Source organism: Citrobacter sp. LST-B2, assembly GCF_057983045.1.
The window spans coordinates 1,457,544-1,478,469 of record NZ_CP192598.1; the positions used below are offsets into that span (position 1 = coordinate 1,457,544).

Here is a 20,926-nt window from a genome sequence, read left to right on the forward strand (position 1 = left end):
CCGCTTAATCGCCTCGCCCGCAGTCTCTCCTGGCTGCGGGCGATTATCTGTCTACCAGCAGATAAATCCGCCGTCCACAACGAGATCGACGCCAGTACAGAACGAAGCCGCATCGCTGGCGAGGAACAGCGCCGGACCTGCCATCTCCTCCACTTTTGCCATGCGCTGTATTGGTGTCTGACTTTCAAATTCACGTGTCTGATGAACCATCTCAGGACGGGTGTTCATCGGCGTGGCGGTGTATCCCGGGCTGATGGAGTTCACACGAATGCCTTTTTCAATCCATTCCATTGCCAGGCTCTTCGAGAGGTGAATAACCCCCGCTTTAGAACTATTGTAATGCGCCTGTTCAAGGCCTCGGTTGACGATGATCCCGGACATGGAGGCGATGTTGATGATAGATCCGCCGCCGGATTCGAGCATCAGTTCCGCTTCCGCTTTGCAGGAGTTCCAGACGCCCGTGAGGTTGATGTCGATAACGCGCTGCCACTGTTCGCTTTCCATTTCCAGGGCCGGGTTAGCGTTGGCAATACCGGCGGCGTTCACCGCGATATCCAGACGACCAAACCGTTCTTTGGTCAGGGCAACGGCGGCGCGAAGGTCGCTAAGCTGACGAACATCTCCCGTATAGAGTGCCGACTGCCCCCCCATCGCGTCGATATGATTAGCGGTCACTTTCAATCCGCCGTCTTCACGCAGATCAAAACAGACGACCCGTGCACCCGCGCTGGCCAGCGCCCAGGCAATGGTCTGACCGATGCCGCTACCTGCGCCCGTGACGAAAGCGACGCGTCCTTGCAGGTTAAACAGTTGTTGAGCAAAATCTTTTGCGATCATAGTGATAACTCTCTTCATCAATACCCTGGCGGGTATTACGACATAATCAGGCCACCATCAATATTGATGGTTTGTCCGGTAAGATAGCGCGCATCGTCAGAGGCCAGGAAAGCGACCAGTCCGGCGACGTCCTCGGGTTTACCGGCGCGTTTCATGGGGATGCCCTTAACCCACTCTGCCATCAGTTCACCTTTGCCATAGCGTTTTTCATCGGTACTGAGGATCTCGCCCCATACGCGGTCGTTGTAATCCCACATTTCGCTTTCGATGATCCCTGGACAGAAGGCGTTAACGGTGATGTTCCACGGGGCCAGTTCATGCGCCAGGCTCTGCGTGATACCAATCACCCCCATTTTGCTGGCGGCATAGTGCGGGGTGTAAATGAAGCCCTGACGTCCCTGACCGGAAGAGGTGTTAATCAGACAGCCATGGTTCTGTTTCACCATATATTTCGCCGCTTCCCGGCAACAGAGCCACACCCCTGTGGTATTGACGGCAAGGGTTTTTTCAAAATCAGCTTTTGGCATCCGGTCAAAGTAATCGATGGTGATCACACCAGCGTTCTGGATGGAGACGTCAATCGTGCCAAAGCGCGCAGCGGCTTGCTCATACAGCGCCTGTACCTGCTCTTCGTTAGTGACATCAACCTGCAAAGATAAAATATCAGCCTGGTAGCGCTGGCGCAGTTGCTCTGTCGTTTCGTGAACGCGCTCCGCGTTGGAGACCATCACCAGGTTTGCGCCGTCCCGGGCGAAACGTTCGGCGATACCTGCGCCAATTCCCCGGCATGCCCCGGTGATGACGACCGTCTTACCATGAAAATCACGTTGCATATTTCTTTCCCCTGTATAAGCCGGACAGGTGATGTCCGGCGGAGTGATGCTACTTAACTGGATACGGTATTCGCTGAGGGTGCTGTCGTCTGTTTTTCTTCATGGCGACGCATCAGAATGACTTTGTTCTGTAGCTTTTGCTGGAACTGGTCGACAACCACGGCGGTGACGATAACGACACCTTTAATGACCATTTGCCAGAAATCGCTGACGCCCATCATCACCATGCCATCGGCCAGAAAGACGATGACGAAGGCCCCGATGATAGAACCGGATACCCGTCCGCGACCGCCAGCGAGCGCGGTTCCGCCCAGGACGGTGGCGCCGATGGCGTCCATCTCAAACATGTTGCCGGTCATCGGGTGCGCTGTTTGTAGCTGAGACGCGACAATCAACCCAACAAAGGCAGCGCACAACCCGGAGAAGGCGTACACGAAAATTTTCGCTTTGACGATCGGCACACCGGCCAGACGCGCTGCGGATTCGTTACCGCCGATCGCGTAGATATAGCGGCCAAGCGGGGTTTTGGTGGTGATCCAGTAGCCCAACACCAGGAAGGCAATCATTAGCCAGATTGGCAGGTAAATCCCGAGCAGCGTGCCGGAACCCAGCGTAGCAAAACCGGTATTTCCTAGCGCTTCCATACCGTTAAGGTTGGGGTAGGTGCTACCGTCGTTAAACAGCAGGGCAGATCCCCTGGCAACGTACATCATGCCGAGAGTACAAATGAAAGGAGCCACACCAAAGCGGGTGATGACGGCGCCATTTACGAACCCGACGAGAACGCCGAAGATGGCGACACAGAGGATCACTTCCGCTACGTTGAAGAAGATGATGTTACCGCCCCAGATGGGCAAGCCATTGGTGAGTAATGCTCCCGCCACCATGCCGCAGATCCCTGCAACGGCGCCGACCGACAGGTCAATGCCCCCGGTGAGGATCACCAGCGTCATTCCAATTGCCAGTAAGCCGGTAATCGCAACGTGCTGGGTCATAATCAGCAGGTTAGATGTGGTCAGGAAATTCGGTACCATCACGCTGAAGAATGCGATGACCAGCAGCAGCGCGATAAACGTTCTGGCCTTCAGCAGGTACATGTAAATCATATATTTCTGGTTCATGATGGATTCCAGCCTGATTAATCTTGCGGTGTAGAAGCCGCGATCAACTTCTCGCGGGTGACTGCATGACGGGGGACATCAGCGGTGATCCGGCCATCAGCCATCACCAGAATACGGTCCGCCAGCGCCATCACTTCGTCCAGCTCTGATGAAGAAAACATCACTGCCAGCCCCTGTTGCGCCATTTTGCCGATAAGGTGATACACGTCGGTTTTCGCCCCTACGTCGATGCCGCGGGTCGGTTCATCGAGGAACACTACCTGCGGCTGTGTCATCAATGCTTTACCCAGTACCACTTTTTGCTGGTTTCCACCGCTGAGTGAGGTGATGGGCAATGCAGGATCGCTGACTTTGATGGCAAGTTGCTGAATCATCTCCTTCACGCTGGTCTGCTCTTTATGCGGATTCAGCCATTTCCAGGCCCGACGAAAACCCTGCAGACTGAGGTCAGAGAGCGTCATATTGGATTGAATCGACATCATCTGAACGACGCCTTCGCCCTGTCTATCTTCCGGCACCAGCGCAAGCCCTTTCTTAAGTCGAGACTGAAAGTGGGCTTTATCGATACACTCACCGTTGAGTTGAATGCTACCGCTCTGGCAGGGCATCAGACCCACCAGTCCTTTGAACAACTCGGTGCGTCCGGCACCCAGCAGACCGTAGATCCCAATCACCTCGCCTTTATTCAGGCTGAACGACACGTCATTGAGCTTATAGCCGCCGCTGGAGTGAAGCGCGGTCAGCCCTCGCACGTCGAGAACCGTATTGCCTTGCGGAGCCGGTTGATAATCGAAGTGTTTTTTCTTATCGCCCACCATCTGTTCGATGATCCACGGAATGCTGGCATCACTGACCGGACGCTCGCTGATAAAGTGACCGTCGCGGAAAATGGTGATGTAGTCGCCAATTTCCATGAGCTCTTCCAGCCGATGGGAAATATAGATAATGGTGACGCCGCGTCGTTTGAGTTGCTCAATCACGTTGAACAGGATTTTGACTTCAGACTGACTCAGCGCAGAGGTGGGTTCATCCATGATTAAGACGCGCGTATCTTTTGAGAGCGCGCGGGCAATCTCGACCAGTTGCTGGTGGCCGATCCCCAGTTCTTCTAAGGGCGTGTATGGATCAACATCCAGTTCCAGTCGCTTTAGAAGGCTTTGTGCCAACGCGTACTGGTATTTTTCGTTAATTTTCCCTTTCTGAAAAAACTCGTTAGCCATGAAAATATTATCCATGACATTCATATTCGGGAATAAATTCAACTCCTGAAAAATAATACTGATACCCAATTTTTCAGCCTGATGCGTCGAATTCATAGAAACAGGCGTACCATCCAGAAAAATTTCACCGGAGGATGGCGTTTCGACACCAGCAAGCATTTTCATCATGGTGGATTTACCTGCACCATTTTCTCCGATCAGAACATTCACTTTATTCCGATATACCCGATAATTGACGTTATCTAATGCCACCACGCCAGGATAGACACGAGACAGGCTGCGGGTTTCGATAATGACTTCCGATTCGACGGGTTGGGGAGTGACGATATCTTGCTGTTGCATGTTATTGTCCTCCTGCAGGTTCAATTTTTGCGGGCGTAATATCAGGGATCGTCTGAGGAAGATCCCAGGCGGAAAATACACCATACACTTGCGCAGATTCGCCGGTTTTAAGTTGGGCCGTCTGAATCATTTTTATCGCCTGGTCGTTAATGGCGCGACCATACTCGCCAAATAACACCTGGTCGTTAAAATCGCCGTAAGTCGCGCCCTTATAAGCATCACGTAATTGCGTACCGCGTAATGTTGGACCAATCTGAACAATAATATTGCTGCCGCTTTTGTCCGCGATGGTCATTTTTCCACTCCGGGAAGCGGTATCGATCGTGCCAATATTGCCTTCAACCTTTACGTAAAAAATGCAGGGGTTCTCTTCCTGAGAACGATAGCCCAGTTTTTTACAGGCACTATCGAAGTCTTTCTCGGCCTGTAAAGCAGCCATTAAATCTGCCACCGGACGAGCCTGCCCAACAATTTGCGGCACAATTTTGTTTTGCCACGTCTGGTCTATATTGGCCATATGGGGATTTGGCGGAGATTTCAGATCCGCAAGCTCCTGCTGCGAGACAATGCGGCATCCGCCCACGGTCAATACCACCAGCGCCAGCCAGGCTTTTTTAGACATAATGTTCTCCTCTGCGCCTCCGCAGAGGCGCAACTACCCGAGATCAGGACTTGATATTGAAATCCTGTACTTTATCTGCGTTATCTTTGGTGATGAGAATGCCGCGGAACATGACGCGTTGTTTCTCTGGTTTCACGCCTTTTTGCAGGTAGTTATCCAGATCGGTCACGCCCTGTGCGGCGATCGCCTGTGCCTGCAGCATGACAGTCGCCTGTAAGGTACCGGCTTTCACCGCATCGCGTTCATCGTTGCTACCATCGATACCGACGACCACAACGTCATTGCGGTTTGCGGCTTTCAACGCGGCGATAGCACCCAGCGCAACAGGACCGTTACCGCAGATGACGCCTTTCACATCCGGGTGGGCTTGCAGAATACTGTCCATAATTCGCTTACCGTCGATAAGCGTCCCTTTAGCATCTTGTCTGGCGACGCTGACCATATCCGGGAACTGGTCAATCACCTGGTGGAAAGATTTAGAACGGGTAACGCAGTTATTATCGGCGAGGTTACAAGTCAGCTCGGCGTATTTCCCTTTTTCCCCCATTTTCTCAACAAAAACGTTGGCAACTTCAGAACCTGCCTGGAAGTTATTATGGGTAATTTGCACCAGCGCCACATCATCTACGGGAATTTCGCGGTTGATTAATATGACGGGAATACCGGCTTTCTTCGCTTTTTCAATGGCGGCGACGCTGGCCGTTGAATCCGCATTATCCAGAATGATGCCCTGAACTTTTTTGCCGATAGCGGTATCAATCAATTCATTCTGTTTTTTGACATCTTCACTGTGCGACAAAATGGTGGTTTTGTAGCCTAACTCCTGGGCTTTTTCACTGGCGCCTTTGGCTTCTGACGCGTAATACGGATTATCCAGTGAATTCACCATAATCATAATTGTCCCTTTTTCTGCCGCATGGGCAGAAAAAGACAAAGCAGTCAGGGTTGCAGCGGTTAACAGCGTTAAACGTAATTTCATGACAATGTTCTCTCTGTGTTGTTATTGTCGGGTACGGTGAAACAACGTAAAGCATGAATTCTTGTAAAACAGGGCTAATGGTCCGGGGTTCTCCTTCTGTTAATGAATAGGGGTGTCACGCATCTTCCCTGGTGAGGCGTCAGGCGGACGGGGCCGGTTTCCATCGTGTTCTGTTCACCGCATTGCGCCACTCCTGCCATCTTTTTTGCAGGCGATGATGGCGAGCCATGTCGGGCTGAAATGCGCTGTGTACGGTTAAAAAGGCTTTTAAATCAGTGAGCGAGCCGGGATGGAGCGCTTTGCGTGCCAGTAACGCGGCGCCAATAGCCGACAACTCAGGCACATCGCTGCGCATCACCGGACAGCCCAGCAGGTCTGCCTGGTATTGCATTAACCAGTCATTCTTTGTCGGGCCGCCGTCGACCATCAGTGCCGACACGCTAAAGTCCTCATGCTGTTGCATGGCGACCACGACATCGGCGATTTGATAGGTAATCGACTCCAGGGCGGCGCGGATCAGATGGGCACGCTTAACGCCGCGACTCAGCCCGCAGATCACGCCGCGCGCGCTGTCATCCCACCAGGGGGCGCCGAGCCCGGTTAATGCCGGGACGAAGTACACGCCCAGGGTGGACTCAACGGAAGCGGGAAGCGTATTCAGTTCATGAGCCAGTTCGGCGTCAGACAGTTCGCTCAGCCCGGTACTATCAGCCATCCACGCCACCGCATCGCCCGTGTGTGGAATGTTGCCTTCCAGGCCGTAAATAATCTTCTCACCATCGTGCCAGGCAATGGTCGTCGCCAGCGCGCCACTATCGCACTGGGCTGAGGTCACCGGCGCCATCACGGAGGACCCGGTGCCGTAAGTGGCTTTGACACACCCCATCTCGCCGAGGGCGTGACCAAACAGCGCGGCGTGCGAGTCACCAACCATCGACATCACCGGGATACCATCCGCAATACCGTTCAAGCCGCGGGTATAGCCAAATAATCCGCTGGAGGGTTTAATTTCCGGTAAGGCGACGCGGGGGATGTGGAACAGTTCCAGCATGGTGTCATCCCACTGCCCGGTGTGCAGATTGAGCAATTGGGTGCGGGCCGCGTTAGAGTAGTCGCAGCAGAAAGCCTCGCCGCCGGTTAAATTCCACAGCAGCCAACTGTCGATGGTCCCCAGACAGATTTTTCCCTGGGCCGCGAGCCGCGAGCCATCGGCTACCGACTCCAGCAGCCAGCGCATTTTAGAGGCGGAAAAAAGCGGTGCAATCGGCAGGCCAGTCGTTGTTTTAATCAGGTGTTCTTTGTCGGCGTGGCGTAGTTCTTCACAGTACGCCGCACTGCGCGTGCACTGCCAGGTGATGGCGGAATTCAGCGGTTTGCCCGTCTGGCGATACCAGCCAATGGCGGTTTCACGCTGATTACTGATTGCCAGAGCCGCGACGTTATCGGCGCCAACATGATTGATCGCTTTCGCAATCACATCGAGTGATGCATCAATCAATACCTCGCCGGATTGCTCAACCCAACCTTCACGCGGCGTCTGAATGGCCAGCGGTTGAGAAAATTTGGCGACCACCTGACCCTGTGCGTCCAGTGCTATGGCTTTCGCGTTGGTAGTCCCTTCATCCAGCGCAATGATGAACTCTTTCGTTGCTGCACACATAGATTGATTATCTCCTGAGTCACATTGCGTCCCGGCGTTGAAGGGAAGAGGGACTCCCTTGCTGTCGCGTCTTTACTTAATCAGGCTTGTTTGTGACATCGTGTATTTTTAATGTCTTGAATATATATTCGATGCTGACTATTTATTTAATACCTTAGCCAGAATCTTTCAGTTGGGCTATAGAAAAAATCATCAATTGTGCTGGGAATCACACTTACACAACGGGAAGAATATCAGGTTTGTACGAAATTAACGCAGAGGTGAATCCTTTCAGTTTATTGAAATATAGGGATTTTTACACGGTCTTTGCGTTGAGTCCGTTTTACGCAAAGACCGAAGAGGAAGAGAGTTCAGGCTGTGACTAGCATGCGCGCGGTAGGATAATCCGTGATCAACACGTCGATATAACCGCCGTTAAGCGCCCCTTTGATGGCGGCAACTTTGTCCGTTCCCCCCGCCAGCGCCACGACGTTGGGGCATTTTTTGACTTTCTCGAGCGCCATGCCAATGACCGGATCTTCATCATCCTGTAAGACCGGCTCACCGTTTTTGTCGTAGTAGTGCAGGCAGATATCTCCCACGGCACCGCGATCGGCCAATACCTGGAGCATATCTTCGTGGTAGTAGTTACCCGACGTCTTAAGCAACTGGGATGGTTCCAGAATTCCCACCCCCACAATGGCGATATCGACATTATCGAAACGCGAGATCACCTCGGCGACATCCTTGCTGGCGATCAGCCTATTTTTCTCCTCAACCGATCCCTCAATACTTTGTGAAGGGAGCAGCCAGGCCTCGCAGTTAAGATGTTGTGCCAGCGTCTGGGTTAAAATAGTCGCCTGCACATTGCCGTTTGGCCCGACGCCGCCGAGGAGTTGGATCACGCCACCCGCTTTCAGATTCTGGGTATGCACTTCGTCAACCATCGCCCGGATGGTTGAACTCCATGAGGAGACGCCCACCAGATCTTTGGGCCGCAGGCGGGTTTCAAGATAGTGGGCGGCGGCGGAACCAATGGCGCGTTTGATGCTGTGGTCCGTAGCATCGTCTTCGGTATCCACCACGATTGCCTGTTTGAGTCCGTAACGATCTTCGATCCCTTTCTCAAGGTTCAGAAAGATATTTGAGGGCTGTACGACGCTGATTTTTACCACCCCTTCTTTCTGACAGCGGGTGATGGCTCGGGAGATAAACGACTGAGAAAGCGAGAGAAGTTGAGCAATATCGGACTGTTTGCGTCCTTCAAGATAGTAAAGGGTGGCGATTTTAACCAATAGCCGTTGTTCGTCCTGCTTAGCCATATATTTCCCCGAAAATCATTTACGTACAGCCATTATCTTAGAGACTTTTATCATACGCGAAAACAAAAGGCAGGTAAGTGTGATAAAGCTCTAACTTTAGTCAATCCTCAAAAACAGGGATGGACAAATACGAGAATGTGGTTGCATAATTGAATAAAGAATCATTTGTGAATATATATTCATGGTGATTTCAGGTCAACTGATTGTTCCCGACGTCAATGTGGTCGCGGTGAGGAGGCAGAATGTTCCTGAGTAAGATGCCGTGGCGTAAGCCGTGTGATGCGAAGCAAAGGGATTTCTGGTTTTTTTAGTCCCTGGTGGAATAAATATTCCATATTGAAAATAAATTCAGAGGTGTTAAATGAATCCCTGGCACTATGATATCCAGACTCTTGAGCGCACTGCGCGAGCGGTGCGCCGTCACATCGTCAAATTAAACGCCTACAGCCCTGCAGGAGGGCATACCGGTGCGGACCTCTCCCAGGTTGAATTGCTCACCGCGCTCTATTTCCGAATTTTGAATGTCGCGCCGGATCGTATCGACGATGCGGAACGGGACATTTACATCCAGTCCAAAGGTCATGCGGTAGGTTGCTACTACTGTGTTCTGGCTGAGGCCGGTTTTTTCCCTGTTGACTGGCTGAGCACCTACCAGCACGCCAACTCTCATCTTCCGGGCCACCCGGTACGGCAGAAAACGCCGGGTATTGAACTGAACACCGGCGCGCTGGGCCACGGTTTGCCTGTTGCGGTGGGACTGGCGCTGGCCGCGAAGAAAAGCAACAGTGCACGCCGTATCTTTTTAATTACCGGCGATGGTGAACTGGCGGAAGGCAGCAACTGGGAGGCTGCGCTCGCGGCTGCGCATTATGGACTCGATAACCTGGTGATCATTAATGACAAGAATAATCTCCAGTTGGCCGGACCCACGCGTGAAATCATGAATACCGATCCGCTCGCGGATAAATGGCGTGCCTTCGGCATGCAGGTAACCGAATGTCAGGGAAATGATATGGCGTCGGTCGTCAGTACGCTGGAAGAACTGAAACAGGAAGGGAAACCTAATGTGGTGATTGCCAATACCATAAAAGGCGCGGGTATTTCGTTTATCCAGGGGCGTCCAGAATGGCACCACCGGGTGCCGAAAGGCGAAGAGATTGAACTGGCGCTGGAGGAGTTGAAAGATGAGTAATGCAGAACATCTCGCGAACGTCATGGTTCAGGCGTTTATCGATGCGGTGGAAAAGGGTGTTGATCTGGTGCCGGTTGTGGCTGACTCAACCTCCACCGCGAAAATTGGCCCCTTCATTAAGCAGTTCCCGGACAGACTGGTCAACGTGGGGATTGCCGAACAAAGTATGGTCGGGACAGCGGCAGGGCTTGCGCTCGGCGGCAAGGTTGCGGTCACCTGTAACGCGGCGCCTTTCCTGATTTCTCGCGCTAATGAGCAAATCAAAGTTGACGTTTGCTACAACAATACCAACGTGAAGCTGTTTGGTCTGAACGCGGGGGCCAGCTATGGTCCGCTGGCGAGTACGCACCACGCGATCGACGACATCGCTATTATGCGCGGATTTGGCAATATTCAGATTTTCGCCCCCTCTTCACCACGAGAATGTCGGCAGATTATCGACTATGCCATTGGCTATCAGGGGCCGGTGTATATTCGCATGGACGGAAAGGCGCTCCCGGAACTGCATGACGAGAGCTATCAGTTTGTGCCGGGTGCCGTGATGACGTTACGTGAAGGCGATGTGTTGGCGTTGGTGGCGACGGGCTCTACGGTCCACGAAATTGTCGATGCCGCCGCGCTGTTAGCCGACTCCGGTATTCAGGCGACGGTGGTGAGTGTACCGTCCATTCGCCCGTGCGATACCAAAGCTTTGTTAGCAGCAGTGAAAGACTGTAAAGCGGTGATTACCGTTGAAGAACATAATATCAACGGTGGGCTGGGAAGCCTGGTGGCGGAAGTCCTGGCGGAAGGCGGCACAGGGGCGGTTCTGAAGCGCTTAGGGATCCCGGATGGTGAATACGCTGCGGCAGCAGATCGCAACTGGATGCGCCAGCACCACGGTTTCGATGCCCAGTCGATTGCGGCCCAGGCACGGGAAATGCTGTGAGGGTTAACCCGTTGCCACGGTAATGACATGGCTATTTTTTACGAGCCACTGCACATGCCAGATCTGGTCGATGGCCTGTAACCTCATCTGGTCATGCTGAACGTCGAGAATGTGATAATGCATGAATCCGCAGCCTGCCTGCGAGCGTTTTGGGGTTGCCTTAAAGGCGCTCTCTTTGGCGGAAAATGCCAGCGTGAGCGCCTGTTCAAAGGGCAATCCGCTCCCTGCCAGCCGAACTTTTTCTGCTTCTGTGACGATACTGCCTGCCAGCTCAGCCGCCGTTTGCGCTGTGAATATCGCTTCTATATCAACTCCCACTGGCTGGTAGGAAACTACCGCCAGCGCGGTAGTGGCGCAGTGGCTGATGCTGCCAGACAGACCTTCCGGCCATAACGGTTGTCGTTGTTCACCCATTCCCGGCACGTTTTTATGACCCCACTCACGTAGCGCCTGAACGGCGGCAATACGACCGGCCAGGTGTTCGGCTTTACGTTTACGTCCGGCACGTGCCAGTTGCGCATGATGAGGCAGCCACAGCAGATCGTGTTCGTGGAAGGTGTCTGGTTCAAACGCCACACCATGCAAGGTGTGGTGAGCCAGAATGAGAGAGGAGTGCGTTGTCTGCATCGTGTCATTAAAACCAGAAACCCTCCTCCATATGGATGGAGGAGGGGAGTGGGTATCAGAAGTGGGTGTTAACGCTCATGTACCACGTACGACCCGGTTCGTTATAGGTGTGCGCGCCAGCGCCTGCCATGTAGGCGCCCGTTTTCGTATCACTCACCGTTTGCGCATTACCTTCACGCCACAGACGTTTGTCGAAGACGTTATCCACGCCGCCGGTCAGGCTGACATTTTTGGTCACGTCCCAGGTCGCGCTCAGACCCACAATGCTGTAGGGGCTGACAGACTGTTTATCTGAACCGGTCACCGGTTTGCCCTGATAATCGTATTTCTTCGGCTCCTGTTTGCCGTACCAGGTAAAGGTGGATTGCAGAGAAACATCCTGATGTACCTGCCAGCTCAGCGTTGAGTTCAGCGTGTACTCCGGAATAATCGACAGGCGTTCGCCGGTCTCTTTGTTTTTACTCTGCAGCATGTAAGTGATGTTGTTGGTCCAGTTAACGGTGTTGCTAACCGGTACGTTCAGCGTCCCTTCCAGCCCTTCCACGACCGCTTTAGGTACGTTCTCCCACTGATAGATATCGGTGTAGGTGGTTTTGCCTTTGTTGGTGATAGACGTACGGCTCATCGGTACCGTACCGGCTTCGATCTTGTTGCGATAATCGTTGCGGAACCAGGTCACCCCTGCCAGCCAGCCATCATGTTTGAACTCAAGGCCAATCTCTTTGTTGATGCTGGTTTCTGCTTTCAGATCGTCGTTACCCATCATGTAACAGCCGATACCGGTCGCGGCACCCGTGGCATAGCAGCCCTGGCCTTTACTGTACAAAATGTAGTTCGGGTTGGTCTGATACAGGCTTGGCGCTTTATACGCCCGCGCAATGCCCATCTTCAGGGTGAAGTCATCGCCCAGACCCTGTGACAGATTCAGCGATGGGCTCCAGTTGTCGCCCACGATGCTGTGGTGATCGAAACGCAGGCCCGGCGTCAGCATGGTGCTGTCAGTCAGCTCCATGTTGTTCTCAGCGAACAGCGAGAAAATTTCCGCTTTTGAATAAGGGCTGCGGTCGGTGCTGCTGGAGCCTGGAATATCCCCGCCCATAAAGGTTTGCGAGTTGGAGAGCATATCCTTCATGCGCTGCTGGGTCCATTCAGTGCCCAGCGTCAGATTCTGGTTAACCAGCAAATCGAACGGCATGCTGATTTCACTGTGCAACGTGACGTCGTTCAGGTCGGCATCAACATATTTCTGTGACGCTTTCGGATCGAAGATCCCTTCCGTACCGCCCGCCAGCCCTTCCGGCGTACGGGAGTTGCGGGTATGTTCGTACTGCACCCAGTTGGTGGTGGTGACACCGTTATCCCAACCGCCGTTCCAGGTCAGCGAGTAGTTCTGACGGTAGAGACGGTTAGTCTCTTTGCCGTAGTTATCTTTCACCAACTGGTTGGTATTGGTGTTCTGCGTATCCCCGGCATACAGGTTACCCTGACGGCTGTAGCCGGCTTCCAGTTCAATAGACTGCATCGGCGCGAAGTCCCAACGCACCACACCGTTAACGTCCTTGTTGATAACGCCTTCACGACCGGCTGGCAGCGTGTCGGCATAAGTACCGGTACGTTCAGACTGATGGCCCTGGTTGATGTTGCGCGCATCGGCCTGCGTTTTATCCAGGTTACCGAACAGGCGGAAGCTGAAATCCCCGCCCAGCGGACCGTTGAGGGTAAAGTTAGTGCGTTTGGTTGCGCCTTCCTCTTTGTGTTCCGGTGCGTTGAAATAGGTATTCCAGGAGCCGTGCCACTCGTTGCTGCCTTTTTTGGTGATGATATTTACTACGCCGCCGGCGGCACCATTACCGTAACGTGCAGCCGCAGGCCCGCGCAGGACTTCAATGCGTTCGATCATCTCCGGCGGCACCCAGGACGTATCGCCACGGGTATCGCGTTCACCGCGCCAGCCAAGGCGTACGGAGTTACGGCTGGTCACCGGTTTACCGTCAATCAGGATTAGGGTGTTTTCTGGACCCATCCCACGAATATCAATCTGACGGTTATTGCCGCGCTGGCCGCTGGTCGAGTTACCGGTCAGGTTAACGCCTGGCATGGTACGAATGATTTCAGAGACGTCGCGAGCGGGAGGGTTTTTGCGAATTTCATCTGCGGTGATAGTCGACACGCCAGGCGCCTGCAAGTTCTGCTGGGCGGCGGTAACCACAATAGTATCTTCATGAGAGACGGCGGTGCTATCAGCGGTTTCTTCTGCCATTGCGGGCAGCGCTACCCCGTAAATCCCTAAGTTGACCAATAAGGCCAGGGAATGAATCTTCTTGTTCATTGTCTTTCCTGCTTTTCTTTAGCCACGTGTACCAGACACCTGAGATCGGTATCCGGCCCGATGTCGCCCGCCTCTGCGAAAACCCTCCGTTCCAGAAAAGCCCGCAGCGCGGTTGGTTAAAAACTGTTCGCGCTTCCCACGGCGCGTCAATACGCTATTGCAAATGCAAATAGTTATCAATAATATTATCAATATATTTCATAAAACAATGAAAAAAATCACAATAAACATGAGGTTATGACGGTGACGGCGTTAACGGTAGGCAGCGAGGCCTGGTGGCAGTCAAAAAACGGTCCGCAATGGACGCGTGAAGCAGACGGAAATTACTGGGTGACCTTCTGGTGGCGCGATCCGCAGGGGAGTGAATTTCATTCAGCCATTCAGCGAGTCTGGGTATACATCACGGGCGTTACCGATCATCACCAGAATGTCTTTCCTCAGACGATGCAGCGTATTGCCGGAACGGATGTCTGGCAGTGGCAGACCGTGTTAAGCGCTAACTGGCGCGGCAGCTACTGCTTTATTCCCTCAACGCAGGAGGAGTCATTTGCCTCGTTGAAGACTGATGGCGTGTTGGATCGCGCGGCGTTGCGCGAAGGCTGGCGGCAACTGTTGCCACAGGCGATTGCCGATCCACTTAATCCGTTGAGCTGGAAAGGGGGACGAGGGCACGCCGTATCTGCGCTTGAGATGCCGCACGCCCCTGCGCAACCGGGCTGGGACTCCCCACAAACGCCAGTGTCGTCGCCGGTGGTTCTGCAATGGAATAGCGCGCGTCTGGGTAATACGCGTCGGGTATGGGTCTTTACGACCGGTGATGCGCAGCCGGATGAACGCCCCCTGGCGGTTCTCCTCGACGGGCAATTCTGGGCGCAGAGCATGCCCGTCTGGCCTGCGCTCACTTCACTCACTCAGCGGGGGCAACTTCCACCGGCGGTGTATCTGCTTATTGATGCCATCGATACCACACATCGCAGCCGTGAACTTCCCTGCAACGCGGATTTCTGGCTGGCGGTTCAACACGAGTTATTACCGCAGGTCCGGCGCGCCGCACCCTTCAGCGATCGTCCTGAGCGCACGATCGTTGCAGGGCAAAGTTTTGGCGGGTTGTCATCGCTGTTTGCCGGGTTGCACTGGCCGGAACGCTTTGGCTGCGTGCTCAGCCAGTCCGGTTCTTACTGGTGGCCCCATCGTGGCGGTCAACAGAACGGGCTGATTATTGAGCAACTCCGCGCCGGCACGCTGTCCGCGAAGGGACTACGGATTGTTCTCGAGGCGGGAGTCCGCGAGCCGGTTATCTTGCGCGCGAATCAGGCGCTCTACACACAACTACAGACGACACAGCAGTCGGTTTTCTGGCGTCAGGTTGACGGCGGACATGATGCGCTTTGCTGGCGTGGCGGACTGACGCAGGGGTTGATCGACCTCTGGACGCCGCTGCTCTGAGCGAGCGATTTTCCACGACAGGAGTTGAGTATGGAATTCAGTAATCCCTTCGATAATCCGCAGGGACAGTTCTACATTCTGCAAAATTCGCAGCAGCAGTTTAGCCTCTGGCCGCAGCATTGCGCATTACCTGCTGGCTGGCAGGTGGTATGCGAACCGCAGTCTCAGGAAGCCTGCCAGCAGTGGCTGGCGCGTCACTGGACCACGTTAATTCCCGGTTATTATGCCGTTTCGCAGGAGGCGCAATGAGCCGTCGTTTACCGCTTGTCGCCGCACAGCCCGGCATCTGGATGGCCGAAAAACTCTCCACATTACCTTCCGCCTGGAGCGTCGCACATTATGTGGCGTTAACCGGTGAACTGGATGCGCAACGACTGGCGCGTGCAGTCGTCACCGGTCTACAGCAGGCCGATACCTTACGGATGCGTTTTACTGAGGATAACGGCGACGTCTGGCAATGGGTTGATGACGCCTTTACGTTTGCTGAGCCGCAGATTTGCGATCTCCGCACCGCGGCGAACCCGCATGACGCCGCGCTGGCGCTGATGCAGGCCGATCTGCAGCAAAATCTGCGCGTCGATGGCGGCAAGCCGCTGGTGCATCATCAGTTGATCCAGGTTGGTGACGACCAGTGGTACTGGTATCAGCGCTATCATCATTTACTGGTCGATGGTTTCAGTTTCCCGGCAATTACCCGCCAGATAGCTGCGATTTACAGCGCATGGCTTCGGGGTGACGCGACACCTGACTCACCCTTCACGCCGTTTGCCGGGGTGGTGGAAGAGTATCAGCAGTATCGTCAGAGTGAGGCCTGGCAACGGGACGGTGCGTTCTGGGCCGAGCAACGTAAACAGCTTCCGCCGCCAGCGTCGCTTTCACCCGCACCGTTGCCGGGACGGGCGGCGACGTCTGACATTTACCGCATGAAGTTTAACGCTCCGGAAGGCGCGTTTCGCCACCTGGCGGCGCAACTGCCAGACGTGCAGCGAACCGATCTGGCGCTGGCGCTGGTGGCCCTCTGGCTGGGACGGCTGTGCAGCCGGATGGAATACGCGGCAGGCTTTATCTTTATGCGTCGCATGGGATCGGCGGCGCTGACCGCCACCGGCCCCGTGCTCAACGTGTTACCGCTGGGCGTGCGTATTGATGCCGCAGAAAAACTGCCAGAACTGGCGAAACGACTGTCCGCTCAGCTTAAGAAAATGCGCCGTCATCAGCGCTATGATGCGGAGCAAATCGTCCGTGACAGCGGCCGGGCGGCCGGAGAAGAGCCGCTGTTTGGCCCGGTGCTTAACGTCAAAGTCTTCGATTATCAACTGGAGATCCCGGGCGTCACGGCGCAAACTCATACGCTGGCGACGGGACCGGTTAACGATCTTGAACTGGCACTGTTCCCGGATGAAGGCGGCGGGCTGAGCATTGAGCTTCTCGCCAACCAACAACGTTATGATGAAGCAACGCTCAAACAGCATGCGCTGCGTCTGATGGCGCTGATCGAACAATTTGCCGCCAACCCAGCCCTGTGCTGTGGTGATGCCGATCTGCTGCTTCCAGCTGAATATCAGCAGATGGCGCAGATCAACGCCACGGCGGTTGAGGTCCCGTCCACGACGCTCAGTGCGCTGGTGGCGGAACAGGCGAGCAGAACGCCGGACGCGCCCGCGCTGGCGGATGCCCGCTATGATTTCAGCTACCGCGAAATGCGCGAGCAGGTGGTGGCGCTCGCCGGTGTGCTGCGTGAACACGGCGTGCAGCCGGGCGACAGCGTCGCGGTGGCCTTACCGCGCTCTGTATTTCTGACGCTGGCGCTGCACGGAATTGTTGAAGCTGGTGCGGCATGGCTGCCATTAGACACCGGTTATCCGGACGATCGTCTGCGAATGATGCTGGAAGACGCGCAGCCGAAACTGCTGATCACCACAGTGGAACAGTTACCACGCTTTAGCGATATTCCGGGGCTGGAAAGCCTCTGCTATAGCGAACCGCTGTCGGCAGGCGATAGCGCGCCGCTGGGGTTATCGCAACCGCAGCATACGGCGTACATCATCTTTACTTCTGGTTCAACGGGCAGACCGAAAGGAGTGATGGTCGGGCAAACCGCCATTGTTAACCGTCTGCTGTGGATGCAAAACCAGTATGGACTGACGGCGAAGGATGTGGTGGCGCAAAAAACGCCGTGCAGCTTTGACGTCTCGGTGTGGGAATTCTTCTGGCCGTTTATCGCCGGGGCGAAGCTGGTGATGGCGGAACCGGAAGCGCATCGCGATCCGTTGGCCATGCAGTGCTTCTTTGCCCATTATGGGGTGACGACGACCCACTTTGTGCCGTCGATGCTGGCGGCATTCGTCGCGTCGCTGACGCCTGAGAGCGCCGGTGAAAGTTGCGCAACGTTACAGCATGTCTTTTGCAGCGGAGAAGCCTTACCTGCTGATTTATGCCGCGAATGGGCACGGCTGACGCATGCGCCGTTACATAATTTGTATGGTCCAACGGAGGCAGCAGTTGATGTCAGCTGGTATCCGGCTTGGGGGGATGAACTGGCAAATGTTACTGGTAGCAGCGTACCGATTGGTTTCCCGGTATGGAATACCGGGTTGCGTATCCTCGACGCGATGATGCATCCGGTTCCTGTTGGCGTGGCGGGCGATCTCTATCTGACCGGCATCCAGCTCGCGCAGGGCTATCTTGGCCGACCGGACCTCACGGCAAGTCGCTTTATCGCCGATCCATTTGCGCCGGGAGAGCGGATGTACCGTACCGGAGACGTTGCGCGCTGGCTGGATAATGGTGCTGTTGAGTATCTGGGACGCAGTGACGATCAGCTCAAGATCCGCGGTCAGCGTATCGAACTGGGCGAGATCGATCGTGTGATGCAGGCATTGCCTGATGTTGAACAGGCGGTGGTTCACGCCTGCGTCTTTAATCAGGCGGCGGCAACAGGGGGCGATGCCCGCCAGTTGGTGGGGTATCTGGTCTCGCAGTCAGGGCTTCCGCTTGATATCCCCTCGCTCCGGGCACAGCTGCGGGAAAAACTCCCGCCGCATATGGTGCCAGTGGTGCTGTTGCAGCTGGCGCAACTGCCGCTCAGCGCCAACGGTAAGCTGGATCGTAAAGCGCTACCGATGCCGGAATTAACGTCACGAACCAAAGGAAGAGCCCCGCAGCCAGGCAGTGAAACAACGGTGGCGAAGGCATTCAGTGAGCTGCTGGACTGTGACGTCAATGACGTTGAGGCCGATTTCTTTGCGCTGGGCGGCCATTCGCTACTGGCCATGAAGCTGGCGGCGCAATTGAGTCGGACTTTCTCCCGTCAGGTGACGCCGGGGCAGGTCATGGTGGCCTCGACGGTCGCGCAACTGGCGGCGCTGCTGGATACAGACGATGACGCAGAGGCACAGCGTCTGGGGTTTGAAACGCTGCTACCGTTACGCAAAAGCGACGGCCCAACGCTATTTTGTTTCCATCCGGCATCAGGGTTTGCCTGGCAGTTTAGCGTACTGTCGCGCTATCTCAGTCCGCAATGGGCCATTACCGGTATTCAGTCGCCGCGTCCGCAAGGGCCGATGCAGACGGCAGCCGATCTGGACGCGGTCTGCGAACACCATCTGGCGACGCTCCTTGAACAACAACCGCATGGCCCGTATTACCTGTTGGGCTATTCTCTCGGTGGCACGCTGGCACACGGCATTGCCGCACGTCTGCGGATGCGGGGGGAAACCGTCGCCTTCCTCGGCCTGCTGGATACCTGGCCGCCGGAAACGCAAAACTGGTCAGAGAAAGAGGCCAATGGACTCGATCCGGAAGTGCTGGCGGAGATTGATCGCGAGCGGGAAGCCTTTCTGGCCGCGCAGCAGGGGAACGCCTCTGGCGAATTGTTTAGCACTATTGAAGGGAACTACGCTGATGCGGTTCGCTTACTGACCAGCGCGCACAGCGTTCCCTTTGATGGGCGCGCGACGTTGTTTGTTGCTGAGCGCACCCTGCCGGAAGGCGTAAGTCCGGAGCGTAGTTGGGCGCCGTGGATCGCGGAACTGGATGTGTATCGCCAGGACTGCGCGCATGTGGAGATTATCTCTCCGTCAGCCTTTGAAAATATTGGTCCGATCATCGCCGGGTGTTGTAATAAATATAACCGTGATTGATTAATACTGAGCCAGTTATTTGTCCCCCGTAACAACGCGTCATTGTTACGGGGGATTTTTTATTGTGATAATTCTGTTATTAGGAATATTACCGCCAGGGGTCAAATTCTGAATTTGGCTTTATCCGTGCATTAGTATTTCGGAATGTTTTAGGGGTTTGCTACGCTATTGGCATAAATAACTTTCATGGAACAAGCATCAGGACGTACGGTATGCCGTCACTAAATGTGAAGCAGGATAAAAATACGGAATTTACGAGTTTTCCGTTGCCGCAGACCCAGAGTAATGAAATCGATTTATTAAACCTGATTGATATTTTATGGCAGGCGAAAAAACGCATTATTGCGTGCACGTTTGCGTTTGCGTGTGTGGGGCTATTCATCACCTTCTTTTTGCCACAGCGCTGGACCAGTGAAGCAGTGGTGACGCCTGCTGAGCCAATTCAGTGGCAGGATCTGCAAAGAACGCTGACGGGATTGCGTGTTCTGGACCTGGATGTCAGTGTGGATCGTAACAATACCTTCAATCTCTTCATCAAGAAATTTCAGTCGTCTTCCCTGCTGGAGCAATATTTACGCGCATCACCGTATGTGATGGAGCAGTTAAAAGGGGCGAAAATCGATGAACTGGATCTGCATCGGGCCATTGTCGCGCTGAGCGAAAAGATGAGCGCGGTAGACAGCAATGTCGGAAAGAAAAATGAAACAGCACTGTACACGTCATGGGTGCTGAGTTTTACGGCTCCAGCCAAAGAAGAGGCGCAACAGGTACTGGCGGGCTATATCCAGTTTATTTCTGAGATAGTCGTGCAGGACTCGCTGGAAAATATTCGCAATCAGCTGGAGGTTAAAACCCGCTTTGAGAAAGAGCGTCTGGCTCTGGAGCGCGTCAAACTTAAAAATCAGCTGGATACCAATATTCAACGACTCAATTATTCTCTGGAGATTGCAAATGCCGCCGGAATTAAAAAGCCGGTTTACAGTAATGGCCAGGCGGTGAAAGACGATCCTGATTTTTCTATTTCTCTGGGCGCTGATGGGATCCAGCGAAAGCTGGAGATTGAAAAATCAGTCACGGATGTGGCTGAATTGAATGCGGAGCTAAAAAACCGGCAGTATTATGTTGAACAACTGGAGTCCGTCAATGTTCAGGACGTGAAATTTTCGCCGTTCAAATATCAGCTTAAGCCTTCATTACCGGTGAAAAAACAGGGGCCGGGTAGAATGATCGTGGTCGTGCTGGCGGCACTGTTGGGAGGGATTGTGGCCTGCGGTGGCGTACTTCTCCAGCATGCAATGGTATCGCGTAAACGGGATGACGCCACGATAAACGAACGTCTGGTCTGAT

General features: G+C 54.3%; 16 protein-coding genes. 6 read left to right on the top strand and 10 right to left on the bottom strand.

The features are described from left to right. Window positions 1–51 precede the first annotated feature (51 nt). The 8 genes from ACQ0PY_RS06800 to ACQ0PY_RS06835 form a co-directional block, all read right to left on the bottom strand. Window positions 52–837, bottom strand: a complete 786-nt coding sequence (locus tag ACQ0PY_RS06800; RefSeq protein WP_043001479.1) for an SDR family oxidoreductase — start codon at window positions 835–837, stop codon at window positions 52–54. A gap of 35 nt (window positions 838–872) precedes the next feature. After that, window positions 873–1,670 (bottom strand): SDR family oxidoreductase, encoded by a 798-nt coding sequence (locus ACQ0PY_RS06805; protein ID WP_109739983.1) that lies wholly within the window; start codon window positions 1,668–1,670, stop codon window positions 873–875. A 53-nt stretch (window positions 1,671–1,723) separates the two neighbouring features. Next, window positions 1,724–2,791 carry an ABC transporter permease gene (locus tag ACQ0PY_RS06810; RefSeq protein WP_044256655.1) on the bottom strand — a complete coding sequence of 356 codons (1,068 nt, stop codon included), beginning with the start codon at window positions 2,789–2,791 and terminating at the stop codon, window positions 1,724–1,726. Between the two features lie 17 nt (window positions 2,792–2,808). Further along, complete coding sequence (locus ACQ0PY_RS06815) at window positions 2,809–4,353, bottom strand: sugar ABC transporter ATP-binding protein (protein ID WP_044256653.1); 1,545 nt, start codon at window positions 4,351–4,353, stop codon at window positions 2,809–2,811. A gap of 1 nt (window position 4,354) precedes the next feature. Continuing rightward, window positions 4,355–4,975 carry a DUF2291 family protein gene (locus ACQ0PY_RS06820; protein WP_044266436.1) on the bottom strand — a complete coding sequence of 207 codons (621 nt, stop codon included), beginning with the start codon at window positions 4,973–4,975 and terminating at the stop codon, window positions 4,355–4,357. A 43-nt stretch (window positions 4,976–5,018) separates the two neighbouring features. Next, window positions 5,019–5,954, bottom strand: a complete 936-nt coding sequence (locus ACQ0PY_RS06825) for a D-ribose ABC transporter substrate-binding protein (RefSeq protein WP_043001474.1) — start codon at window positions 5,952–5,954, stop codon at window positions 5,019–5,021. A gap of 139 nt (window positions 5,955–6,093) precedes the next feature. Further along, window positions 6,094–7,614 (bottom strand): FGGY family carbohydrate kinase, encoded by a 1,521-nt coding sequence (locus ACQ0PY_RS06830; RefSeq protein ID WP_109739984.1) that lies wholly within the window; start codon window positions 7,612–7,614, stop codon window positions 6,094–6,096. A gap of 350 nt (window positions 7,615–7,964) precedes the next feature. Then, entirely contained in the window at window positions 7,965–8,915 is a 951-nt protein-coding gene (locus ACQ0PY_RS06835) for a sugar-binding transcriptional regulator (protein ID WP_043001472.1), read from the bottom strand. 361 nt (window positions 8,916–9,276) lie between these two features. Here ACQ0PY_RS06835 and ACQ0PY_RS06840 point away from each other — a divergent pair, with 361 nt between their 5' ends. Both ACQ0PY_RS06840 and ACQ0PY_RS06845 read left to right on the top strand, forming a co-directional pair. Continuing rightward, complete coding sequence (locus ACQ0PY_RS06840) at window positions 9,277–10,107, top strand: transketolase (protein WP_109739985.1); 831 nt, start codon at window positions 9,277–9,279, stop codon at window positions 10,105–10,107. Continuing rightward, complete coding sequence (locus tag ACQ0PY_RS06845; RefSeq protein ID WP_109739986.1) at window positions 10,100–11,035, top strand: transketolase family protein; 936 nt, start codon at window positions 10,100–10,102, stop codon at window positions 11,033–11,035. The genes ACQ0PY_RS06840 and ACQ0PY_RS06845 overlap by 8 nt, the downstream gene beginning before the upstream one ends. A 3-nt stretch (window positions 11,036–11,038) precedes the next feature. Here ACQ0PY_RS06845 and entD read toward each other — a convergent pair whose 3' ends face one another. Both entD and ACQ0PY_RS06855 read right to left on the bottom strand, forming a co-directional pair. Further along, window positions 11,039–11,662 carry an enterobactin synthase subunit EntD gene (gene entD / locus ACQ0PY_RS06850; RefSeq protein WP_104446132.1) on the bottom strand — a complete coding sequence of 208 codons (624 nt, stop codon included), beginning with the start codon at window positions 11,660–11,662 and terminating at the stop codon, window positions 11,039–11,041. 55 nt (window positions 11,663–11,717) lie between these two features. Beyond that, window positions 11,718–13,991, bottom strand: a complete 2,274-nt coding sequence (locus ACQ0PY_RS06855) for a TonB-dependent siderophore receptor (protein ID WP_054176113.1) — start codon at window positions 13,989–13,991, stop codon at window positions 11,718–11,720. 243 nt (window positions 13,992–14,234) lie between these two features. Between ACQ0PY_RS06855 and fes the strand changes: the two genes are divergently transcribed. The 4 genes from fes (at window position 14,235) to wzz(fepE) (ending at window position 20,925) form a co-directional block, all read left to right on the top strand. Continuing rightward, a complete protein-coding gene (gene fes, locus ACQ0PY_RS06860; RefSeq protein WP_231912839.1) occupies window positions 14,235–15,437 on the top strand; it encodes an enterochelin esterase in 1,203 nt (400 codons plus the stop codon). Window positions 15,438–15,467: 30 nt separating this feature from the next. Further along, entirely contained in the window at window positions 15,468–15,686 is a 219-nt protein-coding gene (locus tag ACQ0PY_RS06865; protein ID WP_043001467.1) for an MbtH family protein, read from the top strand. Further along, a complete protein-coding gene (entF, locus tag ACQ0PY_RS06870) occupies window positions 15,683–19,579 on the top strand; it encodes an enterobactin non-ribosomal peptide synthetase EntF (RefSeq protein WP_109739988.1) in 3,897 nt (1,298 codons plus the stop codon). Before ACQ0PY_RS06865 ends, entF begins: the two co-directional genes overlap by 4 nt. A 212-nt stretch (window positions 19,580–19,791) precedes the next feature. Continuing rightward, complete coding sequence (gene wzz(fepE), locus ACQ0PY_RS06875; protein WP_043001465.1) at window positions 19,792–20,925, top strand: LPS O-antigen length regulator Wzz(fepE); 1,134 nt, start codon at window positions 19,792–19,794, stop codon at window positions 20,923–20,925. Window position 20,926: the final 1 nt, after the last annotated feature.

Excerpts from the sequence above, each read along its gene's own strand:
- ACQ0PY_RS06865 (WP_043001467.1), top strand. The coding sequence starts at position 15,468 with ATGGAATTCAGTAATCCCTTCGATAATCCGCAGGGACAGTTCTACATT.
- ACQ0PY_RS06855 (WP_054176113.1), bottom strand. The coding sequence starts at position 13,991 with ATGAACAAGAAGATTCATTCCCTGGCCTTATTGGTCAACTTAGGGATT.
- ACQ0PY_RS06825 (WP_043001474.1), bottom strand. The coding sequence starts at position 5,954 with ATGAAATTACGTTTAACGCTGTTAACCGCTGCAACCCTGACTGCTTTG.
- ACQ0PY_RS06815 (WP_044256653.1), bottom strand. The coding sequence starts at position 4,353 with ATGCAACAGCAAGATATCGTCACTCCCCAACCCGTCGAATCGGAAGTC.
- entF (WP_109739988.1), top strand. The coding sequence starts at position 15,683 with ATGAGCCGTCGTTTACCGCTTGTCGCCGCACAGCCCGGCATCTGGATG.
- ACQ0PY_RS06830 (WP_109739984.1), bottom strand. The coding sequence starts at position 7,614 with ATGTGTGCAGCAACGAAAGAGTTCATCATTGCGCTGGATGAAGGGACT.
- ACQ0PY_RS06840 (WP_109739985.1), top strand. The coding sequence starts at position 9,277 with ATGAATCCCTGGCACTATGATATCCAGACTCTTGAGCGCACTGCGCGA.
- ACQ0PY_RS06820 (WP_044266436.1), bottom strand. The coding sequence starts at position 4,975 with ATGTCTAAAAAAGCCTGGCTGGCGCTGGTGGTATTGACCGTGGGCGGA.
- ACQ0PY_RS06805 (WP_109739983.1), bottom strand. The coding sequence starts at position 1,670 with ATGCAACGTGATTTTCATGGTAAGACGGTCGTCATCACCGGGGCATGC.
- entD (WP_104446132.1), bottom strand. The coding sequence starts at position 11,662 with ATGCAGACAACGCACTCCTCTCTCATTCTGGCTCACCACACCTTGCAT.
- ACQ0PY_RS06845 (WP_109739986.1), top strand. The coding sequence starts at position 10,100 with ATGAGTAATGCAGAACATCTCGCGAACGTCATGGTTCAGGCGTTTATC.
- ACQ0PY_RS06810 (WP_044256655.1), bottom strand. The coding sequence starts at position 2,791 with ATGAACCAGAAATATATGATTTACATGTACCTGCTGAAGGCCAGAACG.
- ACQ0PY_RS06835 (WP_043001472.1), bottom strand. The coding sequence starts at position 8,915 with ATGGCTAAGCAGGACGAACAACGGCTATTGGTTAAAATCGCCACCCTT.
- ACQ0PY_RS06800 (WP_043001479.1), bottom strand. The coding sequence starts at position 837 with ATGATCGCAAAAGATTTTGCTCAACAACTGTTTAACCTGCAAGGACGC.